This is a genomic window from Delftia acidovorans SPH-1 (assembly GCF_000018665.1).
GTDB lineage: Bacteria > Pseudomonadota > Gammaproteobacteria > Burkholderiales > Burkholderiaceae_C > Comamonas > Comamonas acidovorans.
Genome location: NC_010002.1, coordinates 811408 through 833354, shown reverse-complemented (window position 1 = coordinate 833354; position 21947 = coordinate 811408). Strand labels below are relative to the sequence as shown.

The following is a 21947-nucleotide window of genomic DNA, read 5'->3' as shown; positions in this document are numbered from 1 at the left end:
CGGGCAAGTGTAGCGCAGACGCGGCTGGGTACAAGTGCGGACCGGCGCCTTGCGGGGTCGCCGCAGGGGCCTGCCATGGCCACAATTGACACCCTGGTCAGCCTGACCAACAATGGCAGCACAACCTGACCAGAAAGGTCGACCATGCCGTCCCATTTCTCCGCCCGCACCGACGCTGCCTTGCCCGAGGGCGAACGCGACCCGCTGAACCGCGCCCTGCGGGACCTGAGCCATCAGGTCGGCTCGGCCATGCCGCGCAACACCACGCCCATGCCGATCTCGGTCTTCAAGGCGCAGTACGGCGCGGTGCTCAAACAGGCCGATCACGACGGGGTGGCCCTCATCTCCCAGGGCCGCAAGCGCTACGTGATCGTCAGCGAGGAGCACATGGTGGCCCTGTCCGCCAACGAGCGCGCCCCCCGCACGGTGGCCGACATCTGCCGGTCCCTGCCGCTGCCGCGCCAGGCCGTGGATCTGTCCGCTGCGCAGATGTCCGGGGCGCGCGGCGATATCGACGTACCCGCCCGGCGCGCGCGATGAGCCGCTACCTGCTGGGTCCCCGCTGCCTGCTGTGGATGGCGAACCAGGAGCCCGCAACCCTGGAGTGGTTCTCCACCATCCGGCCGCTGGACTGCATCGTCAGCGACCTGTCCATGGCCATCGCCAAGGCGGCCGTGGCCGAGGCATTCCATGACCTGCGCGACCGCAACGAATGGTTCTCCCTGCTCGACGCGCTGTATGCCAACCTGCGGGCCGAAGGCGCCTCCATGCTGACCAGCGTGGACAACAAGGTGCTGGAGCGCTTCATCGAATGGCGCAACTTCGCGCCGCTGGACAGCCAGGGCCCGCGGGGCACGGCGCCCCTGGCGCAGGACCTGCGGCTGCTCATCGCCACGGCCGACCTGCTCAAGGTCTGCTACACCGAGCCCGCCAACCTCTACCTGACGCAGGCCGCCGCCCGGGGCGTTGCCGTGCACGCGCTGTGATGGACTTCGACGTACCGCCCCTGTCCAGCGCGGTGCGCCAGGGCCTGCGCCGGCGCCGGGTCATCCTGAGCCTGTCGGGCGGCGGCTATCGCGGCCTGTTCAGCGCCCATGTGCTGGAGCGCATCCACCGCGAATTCGGCAACGGCGACCTGCTGGAGAAAGTGGACCTGTTCGCCGGCACCTCCATCGGCGCAATCATCGCCACCGCCCTGGCCAGCGGCTGCCAGCCCGCGCGCATCAAGCAACTGCTGCTGGACCACGGCCCCGCCATCTTTCCCTCCAAATGGCTGCCCGGCCTGCGCCAGGCCATGGGCAAGGCGCTCTATGACAGCGCCCCGCTGCGCGCAGCGATCAAGGAGGCCATGCCGCAAGCGGAGCAGTCCGCCCTGGGGCAACTGCAGGTGCCGCTGCTGCTGCCCGCCGTGAACTGGAATTCATCGCAGCTGCACCTGCTGGCCAGCGGCGCCCTGCCCGACAGGGACCGGCTGGGCCTGACGCTGATGGACGCCATGCTGGCCTCATCGGCCGCCCCCACCTACTTTCCCGCGCACGCCGCAGCAGGCCATGTCTTCGTGGACGGCGGACTCGCCGCCAACGCGCCCGACCTGCTGGCCCTGCAGGCCGCCCGCCAGCTCTGGGGGCCGGCCGCCGACATCGTGATGATCAGCGTAGGCACCGCCAACCCCCAGCAGGGCCAGGACCCCGTGGCCATGCCCCGGCGCGGGCTGACCCTGGTCAAGCCCCTGCTGGACCTGGTCATGGCCGCCCAGGAGGTCCAGGCCGTCAAGGCGGCCCGCCAGGAACTGGGCACCAGCAGCTACCTGCGCCTGAACTTCACGCAGCCCGCAGCCCAGCAAAAGCGCCTGGGCCTGGACATCGCCAACGCCGACAGCACCCGGCTGCTGCAGGCCCTGGGCGACGAATGCATCGCCGCCCTCACGGAGCAGGAGAAGACGCTGCTGAAGAACGTCCTGGGCTGAAACGCCCAAGGCTTCTCGCCCACCCGGCCGAGCGCAGCGAAGGCCCGCACCCACTCCCCGTATGTCCGCGCTGCCCGCGCCTGCCCCGCAGCGCAGCGAAGGGGTCGCGGACATTCGGGCGCTTTTCTTTGCTCACTTTCTTGTAGCGAGACAAGAAAGTGAGTCGGCCGCCGGGCCGAAACCCGGCCTCGAAAAGAAACGCCCCGACAGGGGCTTGCAAAGAGACTCAGCGCGGAAACGCCGCCAAAGCAGCGCCATCCACCGGCCCGCGAAAACCCTGTTGCCACCCCTCTCCAATCCCCACAACATCTCGCCCGGACGTAACAAACCGCAACCGGGCCGCAGCCCCCCGCAGGAGACACCATGACCGCCTTGCCCCGCTGGATGAAGACAGCCGCCCTGGCCATGGCGCTGGCGATGCCGCTGGCCGCCACAGCCCAGGAGCCGCCGCGCACCGTCGCGGGCGTGGCCTATCCCGCCCAGGCGGGGGTGGGCGGCCAGACGCTGCAGCTCAATGGCGCGGGCATTCGCTACAAGGCCATCTTCAAGGTCTACACGGCCGGCCTGTACCTGGAAAAGCCGGCCGCCAGCCTGCAGGAGATCGCGGCCCTGCCCGGCCCCAAGCGCGTGAGCGTGACCATGCTGCGCGAGATCGATTCGGCCGAGCTGGGCAAGCTGTTCGCGCGCGGCATCGAGGACAACATGGAGCGCGCCCGCTTCTCGCGCCTGGTGCCCGGCGTGCTGCGCATGAGCGACATCTTCACGCAGCACAAGAAGCTGCTGCCAGGCGAGAACTTCTCGGTGGACTGGGTGCCGGGCCAGGGTGCCCAGGTCTTCGTCAAGGGCCAGGCCCAGGGCGCGCCCTTCCAGGAGCCCGAGTTCTTCCAGGCGCTGCTGGGCATCTGGCTGGGCCCGCACCCGGCCGACGAGCAGCTCAAGAAGGCATTGCTGGGCGGTTGAACGGCTGCGCGGGCTCCTGCACCGGCCCGGCAAAGCGCGCCTGGATCTCCAGCCCCGTGGCACCGGGCAGGGCCGTGAGCGTCCAGCCGTGGGCGCGCGCAATCTCCAGGCAGATGGGCAGGCCCAGGCCTGCGCCCAGGTCGCGCCGCTCGCTGCTGCGCCAAAAGCGCTCGAAGATGCGCGGAAGGTCCTCGGGCGGCACGCCACGGCCCTGGTCCAGCACCGAAAAGCCCAGGCCGCAGGCCTTCACGGTGACGGTGGCGCCCTGCGGGCTGTGCTGCACGGCGTTCTCGATCAGGTTCTTGAGCAGCACGAAGAGCGCGCCCCGGTCGGCACGCCAGGCAGGGGCATCGTCCTTGACCTCGCAGTGGATGTGCACGCCGCATTTTTCGGAGGCGCGGGCCATGAAGTCGCAGACCTCGCCAATGATGTCGGCCGGCGCAATGTCTTCCATGCGGTAGCGCTGGTGTTCGCAGACCTCGGCCAGGTGCAGCAGCTGCTGGACCTGGCGCGCCATGTGGTCCACGTCCTTGAGCAGCTCGGGGCTGCGCCGGTCCTCGGGCTCCAGCTCGATCTGCACGCGCATCAGGGCCAGAGGCGTCTTGAGCTCATGCGCGGCCATGGACAGGAATTCCTGCTGGTTCCTGAAGCCGGCCTGCAGCCGGTCCAGCACATGGTTGAAGGCCTCGACCAGGGGAGCGAACTCGCGCGGCAGATCCTTGGGCTGCAGGCGCGTGCCCAGCGTCTGCGGGGTGATGCGCTGCGCATCCTGCGCGGCCACGCCCAGCGGCCTGAGCATGCGCTGCAGCGTGCGGTGCGTGGAGAACAGGAACACGACCAGGAAGACCACGCCGATGGCCACCATGCCGCGCCACAGCGCGGGCAGGCCCACCGATTCGCACAGCCAGTCCACCATGCGGTCGCTGACGGCTATCTGCACGTGCCACGTCGTGCCATCGTGGACCAGCGTGGCCGTGCCCGCGCGCATGACCACGCCGCCGCGCTCGTAGGCAAAGGCCTTGAGCTCGGGGTCGAAGCCCTGGCCGGTCTGCGTCAGCGGCTGCATTTCGCCGTTGGGGGCGAAGACCACGCGGCCGCGGGCGTCGGTGATGCGCAGCTGCATTTCCTCGCCCAGGCTGGTCAGCATCCAGGCCTTGAGTTCGCGCTCGCTGAAACCCTGGGGCACGCCCCGGGCATCGAAGCTCACCCATTCGGCCAGCTTCTCGGCCGCATGCCCCATGCCGCGCTGCAGCGCGTAGCTGTCGAAGGGCTTGGCGACGAGGATCACCAGCGCGCCGACCAGCAGCGCGCTGAACACCATGCTCAACCCATAGACGGCCAGCAGCCGCGAGCGCAGGCTACCGGGCCAGCAAAGGTTCGCGAAGCGCATAGCCCTGACCCCGGATGTTGACGATTTCCATGCACGAGCCGGCCGCGGCCAGCTTGCGGCGCAGCCGGTGCAGGGCCACATCGAGGGCATTGGGCGTGACCACGCTGCTCATGCCCCAGGCCGCCGCCTCCAGCGTGGAGCGGCGCACCGTGGCGCCGGCCTTGCGCACCAGGCTGAGCATGATCTGCAGCTCCGCCGGCGGCAGCGCGATGGCCGAGCCCGCGCAGTGCATGCAGGCCTGCTGCGGGCTGATGCTGATGTCGCCCAGCTGCGGCGCCAGCTCCTGCACCAGGGCCGGGCGGCGCAGCAGGGCGCGCACGCGGGCGATCAGTTCTTCCATGGGAAAGGGCTTGGTCAGGTAGTCGTCGGCACCGGCCTCCAGGCCGCCCACGCGGTCGCTGAGTGCGTCACGGGCCGTGAGCATCAGGCAGGGCGTGGAGCGGCCCGCGGCGCGCAGGCGCTGCACCAGTTGCAGGCCGTCGCCATCGGGCAGGCCGCGGTCGATGACGATCACGCCGTAGTCGATGTCCTGCAGGGCCAGCCAGGCCGTGGAGATCTGGTGGAAGACATCGGTCTCTATGCCGGAGTTGGCCAGCGAGCGGCTGACCAGCGTGGCCAGCCTGGCATGGTCCTCAATTAATGCGATGCGATTCATGGTTTCCGTCGTTGCCGCACAGGGACAGCAAATGCTCCCTGATCCCGGTGATGCGCTGCGGCGCCATGGGCTCGACCAGCACATGGATGACCCACAGGTCCTCGACCATGGCGCGGCATTGCAGGGCAATGTCCTCGGACACCAGATCGTCGGCGCAGGCCGCGTCCACGAAATCAAACCATATGTTCTGGAATCTTGCGCGGGTCAGCAACTGTGCGGCCGTCTTCTGGCCGCGCTGGCGGGACAGGGCATGGTCGCAGACGCAGCGCACGTAGGCGCGCAGGTGGCGTGCGGGGCCTGGCGGCTCCTCGGCCAGCGCCTGCAGCAGGTCCTCGCGGAACTTGAGGATGACCAGCTCGAAGATCGTCTCCAGCCGCACGGCACGGTGCTGGCTGCATTCTTGGAAGCGCGAACCCAGGGAATACGCCTGGCCCGCCGCCTGGATACCTATCACGTCCTGGTAGATGGAGGCTTGCATTGCGATGGCACGTTCTGTCGTTTCAGGCTCCGTCGGTCCGCCGCGAGAGCGGCAAACCTGCGGGGAAAACGGCCATGCTCCTCGATTGCGTCTTACTGGCGACTTACCGGCCCCTGAATCTGCCCCATTACACCGGGAATATGCAGGCGGCCGGTTTGATCAATATCGGCTCAAATATCTTCCCGCCAGCCAGCAACATACCTGACCAGCGCCCACTGCGCCAGCCACAGTGCCATATAGCCAAAGGTCTCCACCAGCTCCTCCAGCACGATCACCTGATAATCAAACCATTGCTGCAGGACAATGAAGCCATGACCTTCCGCATTGGTGGAGATCACCATGGCCGCGACAAATATCGCCAGGCTGAATATCGGCAGCGCATTTTCGCGCACCAGGCGCTTGATGACCTTGTTCCAGACACCATGGCGCACAAACCAATAGCAGCACAGCAGCAGCATGGCCCCCACCACCCATTTGACGGCGGGCCGGTACCACAGCGCCTGGGAGCTGATCACCGGCCCCCACTTGCCAGCCTCCAGGCTGGGCAGGAAAGCCGCGCCCCAGGCCAGTTCACGCCCCAGAAAGGCCAGCCAGAACAGGGAGGCGATCCACCACAGGGGCGCTGCAAGGGAGCCCTTTTGCCGCCGCGCCGCAACCAGGGCCGCCACCATGCCCAGCAGCAGGGTCACGGCCTGGATATTCTCCAGGAATCCATTTTCCCAGCTCAGGCTTTGCGGCAATACAAAGCTCAGGGGGAAACTCAATACCAGTCCCGCCAACAAAGCCCAATTCCAAATCCGCAGCAAGGAATCATCATGGAATTTGGACGCGGATATTCTTGTTTTTGAAAGGGAAGCAGTCATTTTGATACAGGGCGTCTGGCGCTTATCTGTTGATATGGTTCTTGCAAGCACGCAATATCCCGGAAATACTTACCAGGGAGGCCGAAAAAATGGCGGGCGCACAGGCCTTCCCGCCGTTTTTCATTACAGCAGACTTGCCACCAGATTGCAGCACTGTGTCAAATTTGCCCTGCCGGGCACGCAGTTGCCACCGCAGCCCGGCCAGGGCGGGCCGGGCTCGGACCGTTGCCAGAACGGGCTGGGCTCAGGCGACGCGGACCGCGCGCGCGGGCAGCGCCGCCAGGGGCGCGGGCTGCACCAGGTCGCGGTAATAGTTGGGCAGCGCGAACAGTGCGGGGTGCACTTCGGCGTTGTAGTAGCGCAGGTCGGGCAGGCGGCGCTCGGCCAGGCGCTGGCGCAGCTGGGCGGGGGGCAGCGCCGCCGCGTCCAGCGTGTCGGAGGCCACGGCCAGGCCCCAGTAGGCGCCGTACAGGGGGATGTACAGGCCGTAGCAGCGCACGATGGCAAAGCGCTCGCGCAGGCTGGCCACCAGCCGCGCCACCTGCTCGCCATGGAAGACGGGGCTGCCCAGGTGCAGCACCAGGGCGCCGCCCGGCGCCAGCACGCGCTTCATGCGCGCCAGGGCCTGGTCGGAGTACAGCGCGCTGGCAGGCGTGTCGGGGTCGGTGAGGTCCATGAGCGCGAGGTCGAAACGCTCCTCGGTGCGCTCCACCATGGCCATCCCATCGCCGATGCGCAGTTGCAGGCGCGGGTCATCGAACACGCCCCAGTGCACCTGCTGCAGGTGCGTGCGCGCAGCCTGGACCACGGCCTCGTCCAGCTCGGCCACCACCACCTGCTCCATGGACGGGTGCTTGAGCAGCTCCTCGGCCGCGCCGCCATCACCACCGCCCAGGATCAGCGCCTTGCGCGGCGCCGGGTGGGCCAGGGCAGCGGGATGGACCAGGGCCTCGTGGTAGAAGAATTCCTCGCCTTCGGAGGTCATGAAGCGGCCATCCAGGCGCAGCACCTTGCCGAACTGCGGCGTGTGCAGCAGCTCCAGTTCCTGATGGGGCGTCTGCACGGTTTCGCGCCGCGTGGCGCGCCAGCCAAAGCGCGCATGGGGCGTGAGCGCCTCCAGCGCCCAATCGCCCTCATCGGCCGCCGCCGTGGCCTGGGCGCCGGAACCGATGTCGCCGCGCATCAGGTGCTGGCGCACCACGCGGCCCGGCGCGTAGGCGGCGATCACGCCCTCCATCAGCGCGCGGGCCTTGCCCGAGTTGTCGGCGGAGAAGTTGCAGACGTAGACATCGACGGTGACGCAGCCGGTCTCGGGCCAGGTGTGTATGGCCAGGTGCGATTCGGCCAGCAGCACGGTGCCGGTGACGCCGCCGGGCTGGCCCTGGTAGTCCGGGAACTTGACCCAGCGGTCCTCCACCAGGGTCAGGCCGGCCTGCGCGGTCTGTGCGCGGCACAGGGCGGCGATGGCGTCGGCGTCAAGCATGTGGCGCGCGTCGCCCTGGCATTGGTAGAGATCGGCGGTCAGGTGCAGTCCGTGCATGTGGCGTGCTTCCTCCTTGTCTGTGGCCGGATCGCGGCCAGGATGGCAAAGCAGACGACTCTAGCAAAAACATAAATCGCACCACCAAAGTGCGTTAACCGCCGCCAAACCTCATTCTTCTCTCAACAACACCGGCACCGAGCCCCGGCAGGTCAGGCCAGCTCGGTCAGCGCGTCGACAAAGCCGTCGGCATCGACCTGGCGCACGGGCTGGCCGTGGTTGTAGCCGTAGCTGACCAGCACCACGGGGCAGCCTGCGGCGCGCGCGGCCTGGGCGTCGTTGCTGGAGTCGCCCAGCATCAGCGTGCGTGCGGGGGAGGTGCCCAGGGCCTCGCAGGTCTTGAGCAGGGGCAGCGGGTCGGGCTTCTTGCGCTCGAAGGAGTCCCCGCCGAAGACCTGCTCGAACAGCGGCGCCAGGCCCTTTTGTGCCAGCAGCGGCTGCGCGAAGGACAGCGGCTTGTTGGTCAGGCAGGCCAGCCGCAGGCCGCGTGCGCGCAGGGCCTGCAGGCCTTCGAGCACGCCCGGATAGACCTCGGCGAACTGGCCGTTGAGCTGCAGGTAGTGGTGCTCGTAGCGCTGCCAGGCCTGGCCGTAGATGGCATCCACATCGGCCGCGCCCACATGGGCCAGCACCGAGCGGATCAGGTGCTCCGAACCCTTGCCCACCATGGTCTCGATGGCCTGCGGGGCGATGGCCGGCAGTTGCAGGTCCGCCAGCATGCGGTTGAGGGCTTCGGCGAAGTCGCCCAGGGTGTTGACCATGGTGCCGTCGAGATCAACGATGGCGGCGTCCAGTTGCTGTGGGTTCAACGGAATGAAGTTTGAAATCATGAAATGGGGGTGTCGAAAGCCGGGGGCTGCCTGCGCAGGAACAGCGCTGAAAATATCAGAACTTGCGCGGACCCTGGACTTGGGCCCTGCAGCCCCTGGCAGACCCGGCATGGCGGCGGCCCCGCACCCCGGCGCACGCAAGGGGCCGTTGATCAGAACGACACCCAGTCGTCCTGCTCCTGCGCTTGCGCCTGCTTGTGCGCAGGGCTCACGGGGCGCAGCACGGGCCGGGCAGCCTGGCGGGCGGGGAGCGCTGCTTTCGCGGGTGCCGGATTGCGCGCCCGCACCGTCGGCTGCGACAGCGGCGGTGTCGAGGCAGGCTGTGCCGCATGGCCTCCCAGCTGGAAGATCGACACGGCCTGCACCAGCTGCTGTGCCTGCGTTCTGAGGCTGGCCGCTGCCGCCGCGCTTTCCTCCACCAGCGCCGCATTTTGCTGCGTTACCTGGTCCATCTGGCTGACGGCCTTGCCGACCTGCGCCACCCCCGCGCTTTGCTCATCACTGGCGCTGCTGATCTCACCCATGAGATCCGTCACGCGCTGGATGGAATGCAGCACTTCCGCCATGGTGGCTCCGGCTTGGTCAGCCAGCTCGGTCCCCTGTTTGACGCGTGTGGCACTGGTGGCGATGAGCTGCTTGATCTCCCGGGCTGCCTGCGCGCTGCGCTGCGCCAGGTTGCGCACCTCACCGGCCACCACGGCAAAGCCTTTTCCCTGCTCGCCCGCGCGGGCCGCCTCGACCGCGGCGTTGAGCGCCAGGATGTTGGTCTGGAACGCGATGCCGTCGATCACGCCCACGATTTCGCCAATCTGGCGCGAGCTTTCGCTGATGTCCTGCATCGCATTGACGACCTCCTGCACGGAGCCGCCGCCCTTGGTGGCCACCTGGCTTGCCCCCAAGGCGAGTTGATTGACCTGCCTGGCGTTGTCCGCGTTTTGCTTGACGGTGGTCGACAGCTGCTCCATCGACGCTGCGGTCTCCTGCAAGGCACTGGCCTGCTGTTCGGTGCGCTGGCTCAAGTCGGCATTGCCATTGGCGATTTCCGTGCTGCCGCCGGCGACCCCGTCGGCATTGTTGCGAACTTCATGGACGACAGAGACCAGACTCTTGAGCATGGCATTGAGCGATGCCTGGACGCTGCCTTCAGGGGCTTGGTGGCGAAGCAATTCAGGGCTGAGATTGCCCTGGGCAATCTGTTGCGCAACGTCGCCCAGTTGTGCCGGCTCCGCACCCAGGGCGCGCGTCAGGCCGCGTGCTATCAGTTGCCCCATCAGCACAGCCAGGACAAAGGCCATGACGCTGGCGGCGATCAGTATGTTTCTGCGGTGCGCGTAGGCCTGTGCGGCCTGCTCGATCATCTGCTGTGAACGGGCGCCGGTCAGTTCACTGTACTGGCGGGTGGCCTCGATCAGCTGCGCCAACAAGGGCCGGCACTCTTCGTTCATCTTGCGGATCGCTGCCTCCTTCTGGTTTTGCAGAGCCAGGGCCACGATGTCGGTCGCGACCGGTCCATAGCGCTGTTCCACGCCCGCAATTTTGGCGACCAGATCGCGTGCATCGGCCGCAACTTCCGGCGAAGCCACCTTGGCCTGGAGTTCGGCCAGCCAGGTGCGAACGTCGGCTTGTGCGGAGGTCACCGCCTCCTTCTCCGCCGCCAGGTCCTCAGGGGAGGACACCAGCACCAGGTTGCGCGCCGCGATCGCCCGGCGGTCCACGGCTGTGCGAACCTTCTCTGCCAGGTGCGCACGGGCGTTGATGCCTTCGACGAAGCGGACAAGATTCAGATTTGCCTCGCTCAGAGCCTGCAGGGCCAGCAGGGACACCACCATGGTGAGCAGCGCCAGGCAAGTGAAGGCCGCGGAAAGTTTGGTCTTGACAGTCCAGAAGCGAGGATTCATGACGCGTCTCCAGTGGGGTGGGCAAATTGCGATGTACGGGCGGGGAAGGGGGGCGTGCCGGAGCACATGGCTCAGTTCGCAGCGCAGTACGGCAGGGCTGCTGTTGCTGTTGCCGGCGACAAGAGCCGGTGGGCATCGATGAGCAGCAGCGAACGCTCATCGAGCACGCCCAGGGCGAGAAGGCAGTCATTGACCAGGCCCCCGCCCATATCGGGCACGGCGCGCAGGTCCTGCGGCATGAGCGTCACCACGTCGGTGACCCCCTCCACCACCATGCCCGTCACTCCGCCAGGCAGGCGCAGCATGATGGTCACGGTGCAGGCGTCGTACTGCTTGTGCGCCAGACCCAGCCTGAGCCGCAGATCGATGACGGGGATGACCTCTCCGCGCAGTTCCAGCACGCCGTTGAAGTAGGCGGGGCCATTGGCAATGCGCATGGGCGACTCATAGGACCGGATCTCCTGCACTTGCAGCAGGTCGATGCCGAACTCCTCATCGTCCACGCGGAAGGAGAGCCATTGCCTGGTGGTTTCGGTTTTCAGTGTGTGCGACATTTTTATCACTCCAATCAAATTTATTTGATGAATTTGATAAAAATTTAGCAGAGAGCACCAACGAACACAACCTACTGTTACAACTTTGGTCGCTGATGCTTCGTCGTGCACGTCAGGCGGAAGGCTTCGCCCGGCGCCAAAGGGCTGCGGCGATTGGTCAGATCAGAGGAAGAGGACTGCGTGGCGGCTCCAGCGGAACCGGATCTCGGTGGCAAGGGCCACGCAGAATTAAATTGATAAATTTGATTTCTTAAGCTGCGTTTAAGCCAGGGGAAACAATCATTTACATCATATTGATCGAAGATCTTTCCAACCGCCTCCCAGGAGACCCCATGTTCCTCCGACTTCTGTCCATCCGCACAAGGCTCATCGTTGCCTTTACCCTGCTTTTGCTCTTGTTGAGCATGGTGGCGGGTATCGGCTCCCTGCAGATCGCCCGGGTCCAGTTCAATGCCAACGACCTGGGCACGAACTGGCTGCCCTCCACCAATGTGCTGGCCTCGATCCGGGCCACGGCCAACGCGGCACGGCGCGCGGGGCTGAGCCACGTGATCGAGGTGGACGCGCAAAGCAAGCGCGCCCAGGAGAACCTGCTGCTGCAGGCCCAAAAGTCCCTGGAGTCGGAGCTGGTCGTCTATGAAAAGCTGGTGTCCTCACCCGAGGAGCGGCAGCTGTATGACAGGATGGTGGTGCTGTGGGATACGGTCCGCGCCGCTGACCGCAAGACGGTGGAGCTGTCCAGTGCGGGCCCCGAGCAGGCGGCCCAGGCGCGCGCCTGGGCCACGGGCGACGCCGCACAGGCCTTTGCCCAGCTCATGGACGTCGTGGGCCAGGACATCGCGCTGAACCAGGAAGGCGGGCGCAAGGCCACCGAGCAGGCCGAGAAGGACTACCACCTGGCGCTGTACCTGCTCGGCGGCCTGGCCGCACTGGCTGTGGCCTTGGGTACCGTGCTGGCCTGGGCGATCACGCGCTCGATCACCGAGCCCCTGCGCATGGCGGTCTCGGTGGTGGACACCGTGGCGCACGGCGACCTCACGGCCAACATCGTGGTACAGGGCAAGGACGAGCCAGCCCAGTTGCTCTCCGCCATGAGCAGCATGAACGACAAGCTGCGCGAAATCATGGGCCGTGTACGCCAGAGCAGCGACTCCATTGCCACGGGATCGAGCGAGATCGCCTCTGGCAGCCTGGACCTGAGCCAGCGCACCGAGCAGCAGGCCAGCAACCTTGAGGAAACGGCTGCCTCGATGGAGGAACTCACGGCCACGGTGCGCACGAATGCAGACACGGCCCAGCAGGCCAACAAGGTGGCCTCGGCCGCCTCGGCCTCCGCTGTCGAGGGGGGCAAGTCCGTGGCCCTGGTGGTGCACACCATGCAGGACATCTCGGAGGCCTCACGCAAGATTGCCGAGATCACGAACGTCATCGACTCCATTGCCTTCCAGACCAATATCCTGGCGCTCAACGCGGCCGTGGAGGCCGCGCGGGCCGGTGAGCAGGGCCGGGGCTTCGCGGTGGTCGCCAGCGAGGTGCGCGCGCTGGCCCAGCGCTCGGGCACGGCCGCCAAGGAAATCAAGGAGCTGATCGGTGCCAACCTGCAAAAGGTCGAGCAGGGCACCGAGGTGGCCACACGGGCCGGCGAGCAGATGGGCCGCATCGTGGAGCAGGTGCGCAGCGTGGACACCATGATCAGCGAGATCTCCAGCGCATCGGCCGAGCAGGCGGTGGGCATCCGTCAGGTGGGCGAGGCGGTGAGCCAGCTCGACCAGATGACGCAGCAGAATGCGGCGCTGGTCGAGCAAAGCTCGGCCGCTGCAGGCAGCCTGGAACAGCAGGCCGCCGCCCTGGCGCAGATCGTCTCCACCTTCAAGATGCATCCCGAGCATGGCGCAAGCCAGCCTGGCGGGCTGCGCGCCGCGACGGCCCAGTCCACGGCCCCCAGGCAAGTGCAGCCCTCCAGGCCGCCACGCCTGTCGCCTGCCCGTGCGCAGCCGCAGGTCAAGGATGAGGAATGGGCGGCCTTCTGACCTGAATTCGTACCGAAGCAGGCAAAAGGCGGCAAGATGGTGCATCCATGTGAACCGTTGCAGGGTCCGAGTTCATGATCAAGCGAATCAGCGTGCGCCAGTTGCGGCTGGGCATGTTTCTTGAGTGCTTTTGCGGCAGCTGGATGGAACACCCGTTCTGGCGCAGCCGCTTCAAGCTGGAAGACCCTGCCGACCTGGCGAGGATCCTGCACTCCCCCATTCAGGAAGTGTGGATCGATACCGCCAAGGGCCTGGACGTCGAGCAAGGCGGGCCGTCTCGCTCGCGCGAGCAGGTGGACACCGTGATCGACGCCCAACTGTCCGAGATCTCGCAGCTGGCCGAGTTGGAATGCGAGCTGCGGCCCGTTGCCTTCGAGCAGGAGGTGAAACGGGCCGCCAGAATCTGCCACCAGTCCAGGCAGGCGATCACCGCCATGTTCCGCGAGGTGCGGATGGGAGAGGCGATCAACCAGGACAAGGCCCGCTCCGTGGTCGCGGAGGTGTCCGATTCGATCATCCGCAATCCCAGCGCCATGGTCAGCATCGCCAGGCTCAAGACCAGCGACGACTACACCTACATGCACTCGGTGGCGGTCTGCGCCCTGATGATCGTGCTGGCACGCCAACTCGACCTGCCACCGCACCAGGTACGCCAGGCAGGCTATGCGGGGCTGCTGCACGATATCGGCAAGATGGCCATTGCCACCTCCATCCTGAACAAACCCGGGCGTCTGACGGACCAGGAGTTTGACGAGATGCGTGAGCATCCGGCGCGAGGCCTGGAGTTGCTCAAGGCCGGTGGCGTCGATGACCCGGTCGTGCTGGACGTGTGCCTCCATCACCACGAGAAGGTGGATGGCACGGGCTATCCCCACAGGCTGCGCGGCGAGGACATCAGTCTGCTGGCGAAGATGGGCGCGGTCTGCGATGTCTACGACGCCATCACCTCGGACCGCCCCTACAAGCGCGGCTGGGACCCTGCGGAGGCGGTGCACAAGATGGCCGAATGGAGTGCCGGCCACTTCGACAAGACCGTGTTCCAGGCCTTCGTCAAAAGCATAGGCATCTATCCGGTGGGCTCCCTGGTGCGGCTGACCACGGGCAGGCTGGGGGTGGTGGTCGACCCTGGCCGCCAGTCCCTGACCTGTCCGCAGGTCAAGGTGTTCTATTCCACGGCCAGCGGCATGCGGATGGCACCGGAGACCGTGGACCTGGCCCGGCCTGGGTGCACGGAGAAGATCGCCAGCCGGGAAGACCCCGAGAAATGGGGCTTCACCGATCTCGACGCACTGTGGAAGGACGAGGCCTAGGAACGGGCCCTGCGCACAGGCGCAGCGGCAGGTCTGCGACGAACCTGCCTCAGGGCGGCCACCTGCCCGGCTGGCGGCTCAGTTGCGCCTTCTGCCCCCAAGCGCGTTTTGCCTGCCTGCGACTTGTCGCGATCGTGCTTGGATCGCGCCTACCGGAGCACCTTGCCCGGCAAGGATCTGATAGGAAAATTCAATAAAATTTGATTAAATTGATATTTATGATTCACATGTCGGATCAAATTTCCGTTTCGGCATGAAAGGTCTCCCCATGCAAAAAATACTCATCGTCGAAGACCATGCAGACATCCGCAAGCTGCTGCGCATGACGCTGGAATTCCGTGACTTCGAAGTCGTAGAGGCTTGTGATGGCGATGAAGCCTGGACGATGGCCCAGAGGCTCAGGCCCGACATCGTCCTGCTCGACATCATGATGCCGGGCACCATCAATGGCCTGGAGGTTTGCAGCCGCATCAAGAGCTCCTACGAGCTGCTGCATACGCTGGTCATCCTGCTGACGGCCCGGGGCAGTGCCGAAGACCGCAAGGCGGGCATCCTCGCCGGAGCCGACGAATACCTGGTCAAGCCCTTCAGCACCTTGAAGCTGCTGGAGACGATCGAAAGCCTGCAGAGGATCGACTGATGGCCCAGTACCAGACCGGCAACCCGAGGGAGCCATCGCGACGTTTCGATCCTGCGGCCGTGGAGCAGATGGAGCAGCTCATCCAGGACTTCGGCCGCATGTACCGCGAGCGCAACGATCTGCTCAAGGAAGTGACACGTGCCCACCACGAGACCCTGCTGCGCCTGGCCATGGCCGCAGAGCTCAAGGATGACGATACCGGCTCGCACATCGTCCGCATCGGCTACCTGTCGGAGGCCCTGGCCCTGCGCCTGGGCTGCCGCATCGAATTCGCCAGCCTGCTGCGCAAGGCGGCTCCGATGCATGACATAGGCAAGGTCGGCATTCCGGACACCATCCTCAAGAAGGGGGGCCCACTGGATCCGCAGGAGCGCCTCGTCATGAACCGGCATGCCGAGATCGGCGCACGCCTGCTGGGCCAGTCACGCATCCCCGTGTTCCAGATGGCCGCCGAGATCGCCGCAAGCCACCACGAACGCTTCGACGGCAAGGGCTATCCAGAGGGATTGGCAGGCGAAGAAATCCCGCTGTCGGCCCGTATCACGTCCATCGTCGATATCTTCGACGCGCTCACCATGGACCGGGTGTACCGGCCGGCGTTCGGGCTGGAGCAGGCCCTGGAGATGATCGCGGCGGAACGGGGCAAGGCCCTGGATCCCGGAATCGTCGACGCTTTCATGGACAACATCGAAGAGCTCGATGCGCTGCGCCTGGCGCTGACCCGGCAGGCTCCGTCCTTCACCGAACTGATCGACACACCCTGAAAGCCCGCCATGCGTCCATCATCGACCTGTTTCGGCGCACCGCCTCAACGGCGCGTGCTGGCCCGTCTGGCGGCCGCTGCCGGATTGCTGCTGTGTCTTGTGCAATGGTCCGGTTGTGCCGGGGCAGGCGAGGTGCTGGACCGGATTGCCGCCACGGGTGCCCTGCGCGTGTGCATATGGCCGGACTACTACGGCATCACCTTCCGTGACGCGCGCACAGGCAGGCTGACGGGCATCGATGCGGAGCTCTCGGTGGAGCTGGCCAAGGACCTGGGCGTGCGGGTGCAGTATGTGGACTCCTCCTTTCCCAGGCTGATACCTGACCTGCTGGAGTCGCGCTGCGATGTCGCCATGTTCGCCGTGGGCATTCTTGCCCAGCGCCAAAAGCAGTTGCGCTTCACGCAGCCGTATCTGAGCAGCGACATCTACGGAGTGACCACCAAGAGCAATCAGACCGTGCAATCCTGGGCGGACATCGACCAGCCTGGCGTGCAGGTCGCCGTGCAGCGCGGCACCTTCATGGAGCCCGTGATGCGCGAGACGCTCAGGCACGCGCGCCTCGTGCCCATAGAGCCACCCCAGAGCCGGGAAAAAGAACTCATGGCGGGGCGCGTGGACGTGTTCATGACCGACTACCCCTACAGCCGCAGGCTGCTCGACAGCTCCGACTGGGCCCGGCTGATCGCGCCGCCCAAGCCGTTCCATGTGCTTCCCTACGGCTACGCGACCAGTCCTGCCGACACCCAGTGGCTCGCACGCCTGGACCAGTTCGTCTCCGACATCCGGCGCGACGGCCGCCTGGCCCGGGCGGCGCGCAACAACGGCCTGACCGAGATCGTTGCCCCCTGACCCTCCTTGCTGCGCAGGAAGCCCATCACCATGCCGCACAGAGCCGCCATGCATCGCTTCCTGGGGGCCAGGCGCAGCGCCCACATCAAAGCCTTGATCCTGAGCTTTGCGCTGTGCGTGCTGGCGGGGCTTGTGCTCTTCATCTGGGGCCAACTGCACACCCAGGCCGAGCAAAGCAGATCCCAGGCCGCGTTGCTCAGCCGTGTACTGGAAGATCAGACCGGCAAGACCTTCGAGACCGGCGAGGTGGTCCTGGCGAGCCTGTCCCACAATCCGGTCATCCTGTCCGCCGACAGCCCGCGCGCCGCGCGCGAGGCGGCCATGGCGCAAGTGGTCGCCCAACTTCCGGTTCTGCGCAGCATGGCGCTGCTCGATGGCCAGGGCCACATCCTGGCGAGCACGCAGGCGGGCGAAGCCGGCCTGCAGGTCGAGGTGCAGCAGTTGCTGCCGGACAATGCATCGGCTCCGGTCCTGGGCAAGGTGCAACTGGGACGCCTTGTCACCGGCCGCAGCCTCTCTTCCCTGACATTGGCCCCGCATGCAACACCGCGGGGCGTCCACTACCTGCCCCAGATCCTGGCCTTCAAAAACGACAGCGGCGCACCCGCCGTGCTGGTGGGACTGATCAATCCCGATGCCGTGGCCAACTTCTACCAGGCCACGCTGGAAACCCTCAGCTACGAGGCGGTGCTGCTGAGCTACGACGGCCAACCGCTGGCCAGCACAAACGCAGGCGGGGGCGTACAGACGGCCTCTGCACGCAAGACCCCCATCTTCCAGAAATGGCTGCCAGGCAGCGAATTCGGCTCCTACATTGGCGCCGGGCTGCTCGGCCCCCATGAGATCGTGTCCTTTCGCACGGTCCGCAACTGGCCCCTGCTGCTGGTGGTGGAGGAGCCCTACGCGGCGGTGATCGCGCGCTGGCTTGACGATGCCTTCGCCTTCTTCGTTGCCGGACTTGCGCTTCTTGCCCTGGTGCTCGGCCTGAGCGGATCGGTGCTCAAGACCCGCAGGGTCCAGCAGTCGGCCCAACAGGCCATGGAAAAGGCCCAGGCGCGCATAGCCCGCAGCGAGCATGAGATGGCCGTGCTCATGCGCAGCGTGCAGGAGCTGATCTTCCGAACCGACAGCCACGGCCGGCTGACCTTCGTGAACGCCCGCTGGGAGCAGTGGACCGGGCAGCCCAGCGCCGAGGCGGTAGGGCAGCCGCTGGAGGGCATCGTGCATGAAGCCTGCAGGCCCCAGATCCAGGCACTGCTCGACCCCCAGGCCAAGCTGGCCCTGCGCAACTGCCAGGCGCGCTTTCGCCTTCCCGACGAAAGGGAAATACTCTGCGACATCGCCGTAGTGCCCCTGCTGCGCGAGGGCCGGCTGGTGGGCTTTGCCGGCAGCGCCGTGGACGTGACCGCCCGCTGGAAGGCCCAGCAGGAGCTGCAGACCCAGCTGGCCTTCCAGCACCTGCTGTTCGAGACCACGCCCCTGCCCATGCTGGTCACCGACGCGGACCAGCGCGTGGCCCTGGTCAACAAGGCCTGGGAGGACTTCTTCGGCCGGGGCCGCTACGCCGTGCTCGGCAATGAGGTCGAGGGCCTGCACTCGGGCGACCATGACCTGCTGCAGATGCACAGCAATCAGGACGTGATGCGCTCCGGCCAGCCCATGGTGCTGGAGGCCCGGCTGCCCCATGTGGACGGCAGCTACCGCGACGTGCAGATCTCCAAGGCCGCGGTGAAGAACGCCCAGGGCCGGATCACCGGCGTGCTCAGCATTTTTGTGGACGTGAGCGAATTCCGCGCGGCCGAGCATGCCACCCACGAAGCCCGCGACGCGGCCGAAGAGGCCTTCCGCGTGAAATCGGAATTCGTGGCCAACATGAGCCACGAGCTGCGCACCCCGCTGCAGTCCATCATGGGCTTTGCCGAGCTGGGCGGCCTGCGCTCTCACGGCAATGCCGCGATGGCAGAAATGTTCAGCGACATCCATGCAGCCGGCCAGCGCATGCTGGCCCTGGTCAACGACCTGCTGGATGTCGCCAAGCTGGAAAGCGCCGTGGGAACCATCCACCTGGAACGCACCGACCTCAGGAGCCTGATACGGCCCGTGGTGCGCGAGCTGGAGCCGCAGCAGCAGCACAAGCTCATCGACCTGCGGCTGGAGCTCGACGACACGCCGCTGATCGCCAAGGCCGACCCCGTGCGCTTTCAGCAGGTGGTGCGCAATGTGCTGGCCAATGCCATCAAGTTCTCGCCCATTGGCGGGCGCATCGATGTGCAGGGCCGCATCGACGGACAGGGCGACATCTGCATTGCCGTCTCCGATCAGGGCCCGGGCATTCCGCCGCAGGAACTGGACAAGATCTTCCAGCCCTTCGTGCAGTCCAGCAAGACCAAGAACGGCTCGGGCGGCACGGGCCTGGGCCTGGCCATCTGCCGCAAGATCATCGACGCCATGGACGGCACCATCGTCGCCAGCAACGGCCCCGCGGGAGGCGCCATGTTCTGCATCACCTTGCCCACCCGCAATGCCATGGAAACCCGTCCAGCCGAGTTGACATAGCCGGCACCAGCACTGGCACCGGCACCGGCGCCGGGACGCGAAGCTCAGACCTCGGACGGCATATGCCGCCCATGCGCCAGCCAGTTGTCCCCCGCCTGCCAGCGCGCGGCCCAGGCGGGCAGCTGGTCGGCGGGCATGGGCCGGGCGATGCCGTAGCCCTGGGCCACGTGGCAGCCCATGTCGCGCAGGCGGCGCGCATGCTTGGGCGTTTCCACGCCTTCGGCCACCGATTCGAGCTGGAAGGTGCTGGCCAGCTGGATGACGCCTTCGACGATGCCCAGGTCGTCCGGGTCGGCCAGCATGTCGCGCACAAAGCTCTGGTCGATCTTGAGCGACTGCACGGGCAGCTTGCGCAGGTAGGTGAGCGAGGAATAGCCGGTGCCGAAGTCGTCCAGCGCAAAGCGGATGCCCAGCTGCCGGCACTGGCCCATCACCTGGATGGCCTGCTCCATGTCGGCAATGGCGGCGCTTTCCAGGATTTCCAGCTCGATCAGGTGCGGCGGCAGGTCCGGGTGGCGGGCCAGCACCTGGGCCATCTTGGCGTGGAAGCCGCCGTCCAGCAGCTGGTTGGCGCTGACGTTGATGCTCACGCACAGGTCCAGTCCCTGGCCGAACCAGCGCGCCGCCTGGGCCACGGCCTCGCCAATGACCCAGTCGCCCAGCGGCCGCTCCAGGTCGCTGCCCGCCACGAAGGGCAGGAACTCGCCCGGCGCGCGCAGGCCCTGGCGCGGGTCGTGCCAGCGCAGCAGGGCCTCGGCACCCACCAGCCTGCCGCCGCCCAGCTCCACCTTGGGCTGGTAGTGCAGCAGGAATTCACCCTTCTCCAGCGCCTGGCGCAGCCAGCCCAGCTGCAGGCGGCGCGCATGGGCCTTGCGGTCGTTTTCCGGATCGAACAGCTGGTAGCGGTTGCGCCCGGCCTGCTTGGCCACGCACATGGCCTGGTCGGCATGGCGCAGCAGCAGGTCGGGGTCGGCCTGGTCGTCGGGGTAGAGGCTGACGCCCAGGCTGGCGGTCACGGACAGCACCCTGTCCTGCACGGGCACGGGACGGCTGGCCGCCTCCAGCACCCGGTCGAGGATGGTGGCGCAGTGCTCGGCCGAGCCGATGTGCGACAGTAGCAGCACGAATTCGTCGCCGCCGAGCCGGGCCAGCGTGTCCTCGGAGCGCAGCACGCTCTTGAGGTGGGCGGCCACGCCCACCAGCAGCGCATCGCCCGCGGCCGCGCCGTGCAGGTCGTTGATTTCCTTGAAGCCGTCCAGGTCCAGGAAGCACACGGCCAGGGAGCGGCCCTCGCGCGCCGTGCGCAGCATGGCCTGGTTGAGCCGGTCGATCAGCAGGCGGCGGTTGGGCAGGCCGGTGAGCAGGTCGTAGTGGGTGACGCGCTCGAGCTCGGCCTCGTGGGCCTTGATGTGGCTGATATCGGTGAAGACGCCGATGTAGTGCTCGATCTCGCCACCGGCGCCCTGCGCGGCGGAGATGGACAGCATCTCGGCGAAGATCTCGCCCGTCTTGCGGCGGTTCCAGATCTCGCCGTGCCAGAAGCCGTCGCGCTCGATGCAGGCCCAGATCTGCCGGTAGAACTCCGGGCCGTGCAGGCCCGAGGACAGCACGCGCGGTGTCTTGCCGATCACGTCCTCGGACGCATAACCGGTGATGCGGGTGAAGGCCGGGTTGACACGCGTGATGCGCCGCCCCGGATCGACCACCATGATGCCCTGGTGGCTGCTGTCGAACACCACGGCGGCCTGGGCCAGCTCGCGCTCGAAGCGCTTGCGCTCGGTGATGTCCCGGGAGATGCCGAACAGGCCCGCGATGTGGCCTGCGGTGTTGCGCACCGGGCCCTTGGTGACCAGGAGGTCCAGCGTCCTGCCCGGCTCCACCGTCAGCTGCTCCTCATGCGTGGCCACCTCCTGGCGCAGCACAGCCTGGTCCTTCCTGCGGATGGCGCTGGCGATGCCGAAGGGAAAGAGCGCGAAGTCGTCCTTGCCCACGATGTCTTCGGCCTGCCGGCCCACCAGGCTGGCGGCGGCCCGGTTGACCAGCAGGTAGCGCCCGCGCAGGTCCTTCACGAAGACGGCGTCCGAGGTGCCGGAGATCACCGAGTCCAGCAGCTGCCGCTGCATGTTGGCCTTGCGCAGCGAGCGCTGCAGCGTCTCGGCCAGCACGCTCACGGCCAGGCCGTTGACGGCCACCACGCCCCACTGCGCCCAGTCGCGCACGTCCACGCCGTCGGTCTGGTCCAGGCTGTAGGCCGCAAAGGCCGTGGCCAGCAGGCCCGGCCCCAGGCCGCCGATCAGCGCACTGACCAGCACGGGCAGCATGAACAGCAGCAGCAGCGACCGTTCGCCGAAATGGCTGGCCAGCGTGCTGCTGGCAGCCAGCACGGCCAGGCTCATGGCCAGGGAAAACAGATACGAGGCCCATACCGGAAAACGGCGCGGCCCCATTTCCTGCGCAATGGCCGAGGCGCCGCTGTCCTGCGCAGCCGGCACCGAGCACAGCGCGAAGAACAGCAGGAAGTCGGTCGCCAGGACAAAGAACAGTCCCTTGCCCACCGAGAGCCAGCCGATGTCCGCGCTGCCCGCCAGTGCGAACAACAGCTTGTCGGACAGGATGATCCAGGCGAACGCCAGCAACCCGTAGCTCACCGTGATCAGTCCGATA

General features: G+C 66.8%; 19 protein-coding genes. 10 read left to right on the top strand and 9 right to left on the bottom strand.

Annotation, left to right across the window (positions count from 1 at the left end):
* Positions 1 to 144 precede the first annotated feature (144 nt).
* The 4 genes from DACI_RS03835 to DACI_RS03820 all read left to right on the top strand — a co-directional run bounded on the left by DACI_RS03835 (position 145) and on the right by DACI_RS03820 (position 2926).
* A complete protein-coding gene (locus DACI_RS03835; RefSeq protein WP_012202683.1) occupies positions 145 to 540 on the top strand; it encodes a hypothetical protein in 396 nt (131 codons plus the stop codon).
* The gene (locus DACI_RS03830; protein ID WP_012202682.1) at positions 537 to 986 is read left to right on the top strand and encodes a hypothetical protein; all 450 of its coding nucleotides are present in this window, start codon (positions 537 to 539) and stop codon (positions 984 to 986) included. Before DACI_RS03835 ends, DACI_RS03830 begins: the two co-directional genes overlap by 4 nt.
* On the top strand, positions 986 to 1966 hold the full coding sequence (locus DACI_RS03825; RefSeq protein WP_012202681.1) for a CBASS cGAMP-activated phospholipase: 981 nt from the start codon (positions 986 to 988) through the stop codon (positions 1964 to 1966). Before DACI_RS03830 ends, DACI_RS03825 begins: the two co-directional genes overlap by 1 nt.
* Positions 1967 to 2329: 363 nt before the next feature.
* A complete protein-coding gene (locus DACI_RS03820; RefSeq protein ID WP_012202680.1) occupies positions 2330 to 2926 on the top strand; it encodes a chalcone isomerase family protein in 597 nt (198 codons plus the stop codon).
* On the opposite strand, the gene DACI_RS03815 is transcribed toward DACI_RS03820, so the two are convergent.
* The 8 genes from DACI_RS03815 to DACI_RS03780 form a co-directional block, all read right to left on the bottom strand.
* On the bottom strand, positions 2901 to 4316 hold the full coding sequence (locus DACI_RS03815; RefSeq protein WP_012202679.1) for a sensor histidine kinase: 1416 nt from the start codon (positions 4314 to 4316) through the stop codon (positions 2901 to 2903). The genes DACI_RS03820 and DACI_RS03815 overlap by 26 nt on opposite strands.
* Positions 4285 to 4971, bottom strand: a complete 687-nt coding sequence (locus tag DACI_RS03810; protein WP_013804692.1) for a response regulator transcription factor — start codon at positions 4969 to 4971, stop codon at positions 4285 to 4287. Before DACI_RS03810 ends, DACI_RS03815 begins: the two co-directional genes overlap by 32 nt.
* Positions 4949 to 5449: a hypothetical protein gene (locus DACI_RS03805; RefSeq protein WP_043780551.1), complete on the bottom strand. Its 501-nt coding sequence runs from the start codon at positions 5447 to 5449 to the stop codon at positions 4949 to 4951. The genes DACI_RS03810 and DACI_RS03805 overlap by 23 nt, the downstream gene beginning before the upstream one ends.
* A gap of 170 nt (positions 5450 to 5619) precedes the next feature.
* Entirely contained in the window at positions 5620 to 6312 is a 693-nt protein-coding gene (locus tag DACI_RS03800) for a hypothetical protein (protein WP_043780549.1), read from the bottom strand.
* A 244-nt stretch (positions 6313 to 6556) separates the two neighbouring features.
* Positions 6557 to 7852, bottom strand: coding sequence for a polyamine aminopropyltransferase (speE, locus tag DACI_RS03795; protein WP_012202676.1), 1296 nt, complete (start codon positions 7850 to 7852; stop codon positions 6557 to 6559).
* Between the two features lie 152 nt (positions 7853 to 8004).
* Positions 8005 to 8682 carry a phosphoglycolate phosphatase gene (locus DACI_RS03790; RefSeq protein ID WP_012202675.1) on the bottom strand — a complete coding sequence of 226 codons (678 nt, stop codon included), beginning with the start codon at positions 8680 to 8682 and terminating at the stop codon, positions 8005 to 8007.
* Between the two features lie 152 nt (positions 8683 to 8834).
* On the bottom strand, positions 8835 to 10580 hold the full coding sequence (locus DACI_RS03785; protein ID WP_012202674.1) for a methyl-accepting chemotaxis protein: 1746 nt from the start codon (positions 10578 to 10580) through the stop codon (positions 8835 to 8837).
* Positions 10581 to 10651: 71 nt separating this feature from the next.
* Positions 10652 to 11134 (bottom strand): chemotaxis protein CheW, encoded by a 483-nt coding sequence (locus tag DACI_RS03780; protein ID WP_012202673.1) that lies wholly within the window; start codon positions 11132 to 11134, stop codon positions 10652 to 10654.
* Between the two features lie 332 nt (positions 11135 to 11466).
* Between DACI_RS03780 and DACI_RS03775 the strand changes: the two genes are divergently transcribed.
* The 6 genes from DACI_RS03775 (at position 11467) to DACI_RS03750 (ending at position 19283) form a co-directional block, all read left to right on the top strand.
* A complete protein-coding gene (locus DACI_RS03775) occupies positions 11467 to 13164 on the top strand; it encodes a methyl-accepting chemotaxis protein (protein WP_012202672.1) in 1698 nt (565 codons plus the stop codon).
* Positions 13165 to 13238: 74 nt separating this feature from the next.
* The gene (locus tag DACI_RS03770; protein ID WP_012202671.1) at positions 13239 to 14474 is read left to right on the top strand and encodes an HD-GYP domain-containing protein; all 1236 of its coding nucleotides are present in this window, start codon (positions 13239 to 13241) and stop codon (positions 14472 to 14474) included.
* A 268-nt stretch (positions 14475 to 14742) separates the two neighbouring features.
* Entirely contained in the window at positions 14743 to 15114 is a 372-nt protein-coding gene (locus DACI_RS03765) for a response regulator transcription factor (protein ID WP_012202670.1), read from the top strand.
* The gene (locus DACI_RS03760; RefSeq protein WP_012202669.1) at positions 15114 to 15878 is read left to right on the top strand and encodes an HD-GYP domain-containing protein; all 765 of its coding nucleotides are present in this window, start codon (positions 15114 to 15116) and stop codon (positions 15876 to 15878) included. Before DACI_RS03765 ends, DACI_RS03760 begins: the two co-directional genes overlap by 1 nt.
* A 9-nt stretch (positions 15879 to 15887) precedes the next feature.
* On the top strand, positions 15888 to 16727 hold the full coding sequence (locus DACI_RS03755; protein ID WP_012202668.1) for a substrate-binding periplasmic protein: 840 nt from the start codon (positions 15888 to 15890) through the stop codon (positions 16725 to 16727).
* A 30-nt stretch (positions 16728 to 16757) separates the two neighbouring features.
* Positions 16758 to 19283, top strand: a complete 2526-nt coding sequence (locus DACI_RS03750) for a sensor histidine kinase (RefSeq protein WP_012202667.1) — start codon at positions 16758 to 16760, stop codon at positions 19281 to 19283.
* Positions 19284 to 19327: 44 nt separating this feature from the next.
* On the opposite strand, the gene DACI_RS03745 is transcribed toward DACI_RS03750, so the two are convergent.
* Positions 19328 to 21931: a putative bifunctional diguanylate cyclase/phosphodiesterase gene (locus DACI_RS03745; protein WP_043780544.1), complete on the bottom strand. Its 2604-nt coding sequence runs from the start codon at positions 21929 to 21931 to the stop codon at positions 19328 to 19330.
* Positions 21932 to 21947 lie beyond the last annotated feature (16 nt).

Bases quoted from the DNA above. Each gene is read 5' to 3' on its own strand.
- DACI_RS03835 (WP_012202683.1), top strand. From the start codon at position 145: ATGCCGTCCCATTTCTCCGCCCGCACCGACGCTGCCTTGCCCGAGGGC.
- DACI_RS03830 (WP_012202682.1), top strand. From the start codon at position 537: ATGAGCCGCTACCTGCTGGGTCCCCGCTGCCTGCTGTGGATGGCGAAC.
- DACI_RS03825 (WP_012202681.1), top strand. From the start codon at position 986: ATGGACTTCGACGTACCGCCCCTGTCCAGCGCGGTGCGCCAGGGCCTG.
- DACI_RS03820 (WP_012202680.1), top strand. From the start codon at position 2,330: ATGACCGCCTTGCCCCGCTGGATGAAGACAGCCGCCCTGGCCATGGCG.
- DACI_RS03815 (WP_012202679.1), bottom strand. From the start codon at position 4,316: ATGCGCTTCGCGAACCTTTGCTGGCCCGGTAGCCTGCGCTCGCGGCTG.
- DACI_RS03810 (WP_013804692.1), bottom strand. From the start codon at position 4,971: ATGAATCGCATCGCATTAATTGAGGACCATGCCAGGCTGGCCACGCTG.
- DACI_RS03805 (WP_043780551.1), bottom strand. From the start codon at position 5,449: ATGCAAGCCTCCATCTACCAGGACGTGATAGGTATCCAGGCGGCGGGC.
- DACI_RS03800 (WP_043780549.1), bottom strand. From the start codon at position 6,312: ATGACTGCTTCCCTTTCAAAAACAAGAATATCCGCGTCCAAATTCCAT.
- speE (WP_012202676.1), bottom strand. From the start codon at position 7,852: ATGCACGGACTGCACCTGACCGCCGATCTCTACCAATGCCAGGGCGAC.
- DACI_RS03790 (WP_012202675.1), bottom strand. From the start codon at position 8,682: ATGATTTCAAACTTCATTCCGTTGAACCCACAGCAACTGGACGCCGCC.
- DACI_RS03785 (WP_012202674.1), bottom strand. From the start codon at position 10,580: ATGAATCCTCGCTTCTGGACTGTCAAGACCAAACTTTCCGCGGCCTTC.
- DACI_RS03780 (WP_012202673.1), bottom strand. From the start codon at position 11,134: ATGTCGCACACACTGAAAACCGAAACCACCAGGCAATGGCTCTCCTTC.
- DACI_RS03775 (WP_012202672.1), top strand. From the start codon at position 11,467: ATGTTCCTCCGACTTCTGTCCATCCGCACAAGGCTCATCGTTGCCTTT.
- DACI_RS03770 (WP_012202671.1), top strand. From the start codon at position 13,239: ATGATCAAGCGAATCAGCGTGCGCCAGTTGCGGCTGGGCATGTTTCTT.
- DACI_RS03765 (WP_012202670.1), top strand. From the start codon at position 14,743: ATGCAAAAAATACTCATCGTCGAAGACCATGCAGACATCCGCAAGCTG.
- DACI_RS03760 (WP_012202669.1), top strand. From the start codon at position 15,114: ATGGCCCAGTACCAGACCGGCAACCCGAGGGAGCCATCGCGACGTTTC.
- DACI_RS03755 (WP_012202668.1), top strand. From the start codon at position 15,888: ATGCGTCCATCATCGACCTGTTTCGGCGCACCGCCTCAACGGCGCGTG.
- DACI_RS03750 (WP_012202667.1), top strand. From the start codon at position 16,758: ATGCCGCACAGAGCCGCCATGCATCGCTTCCTGGGGGCCAGGCGCAGC.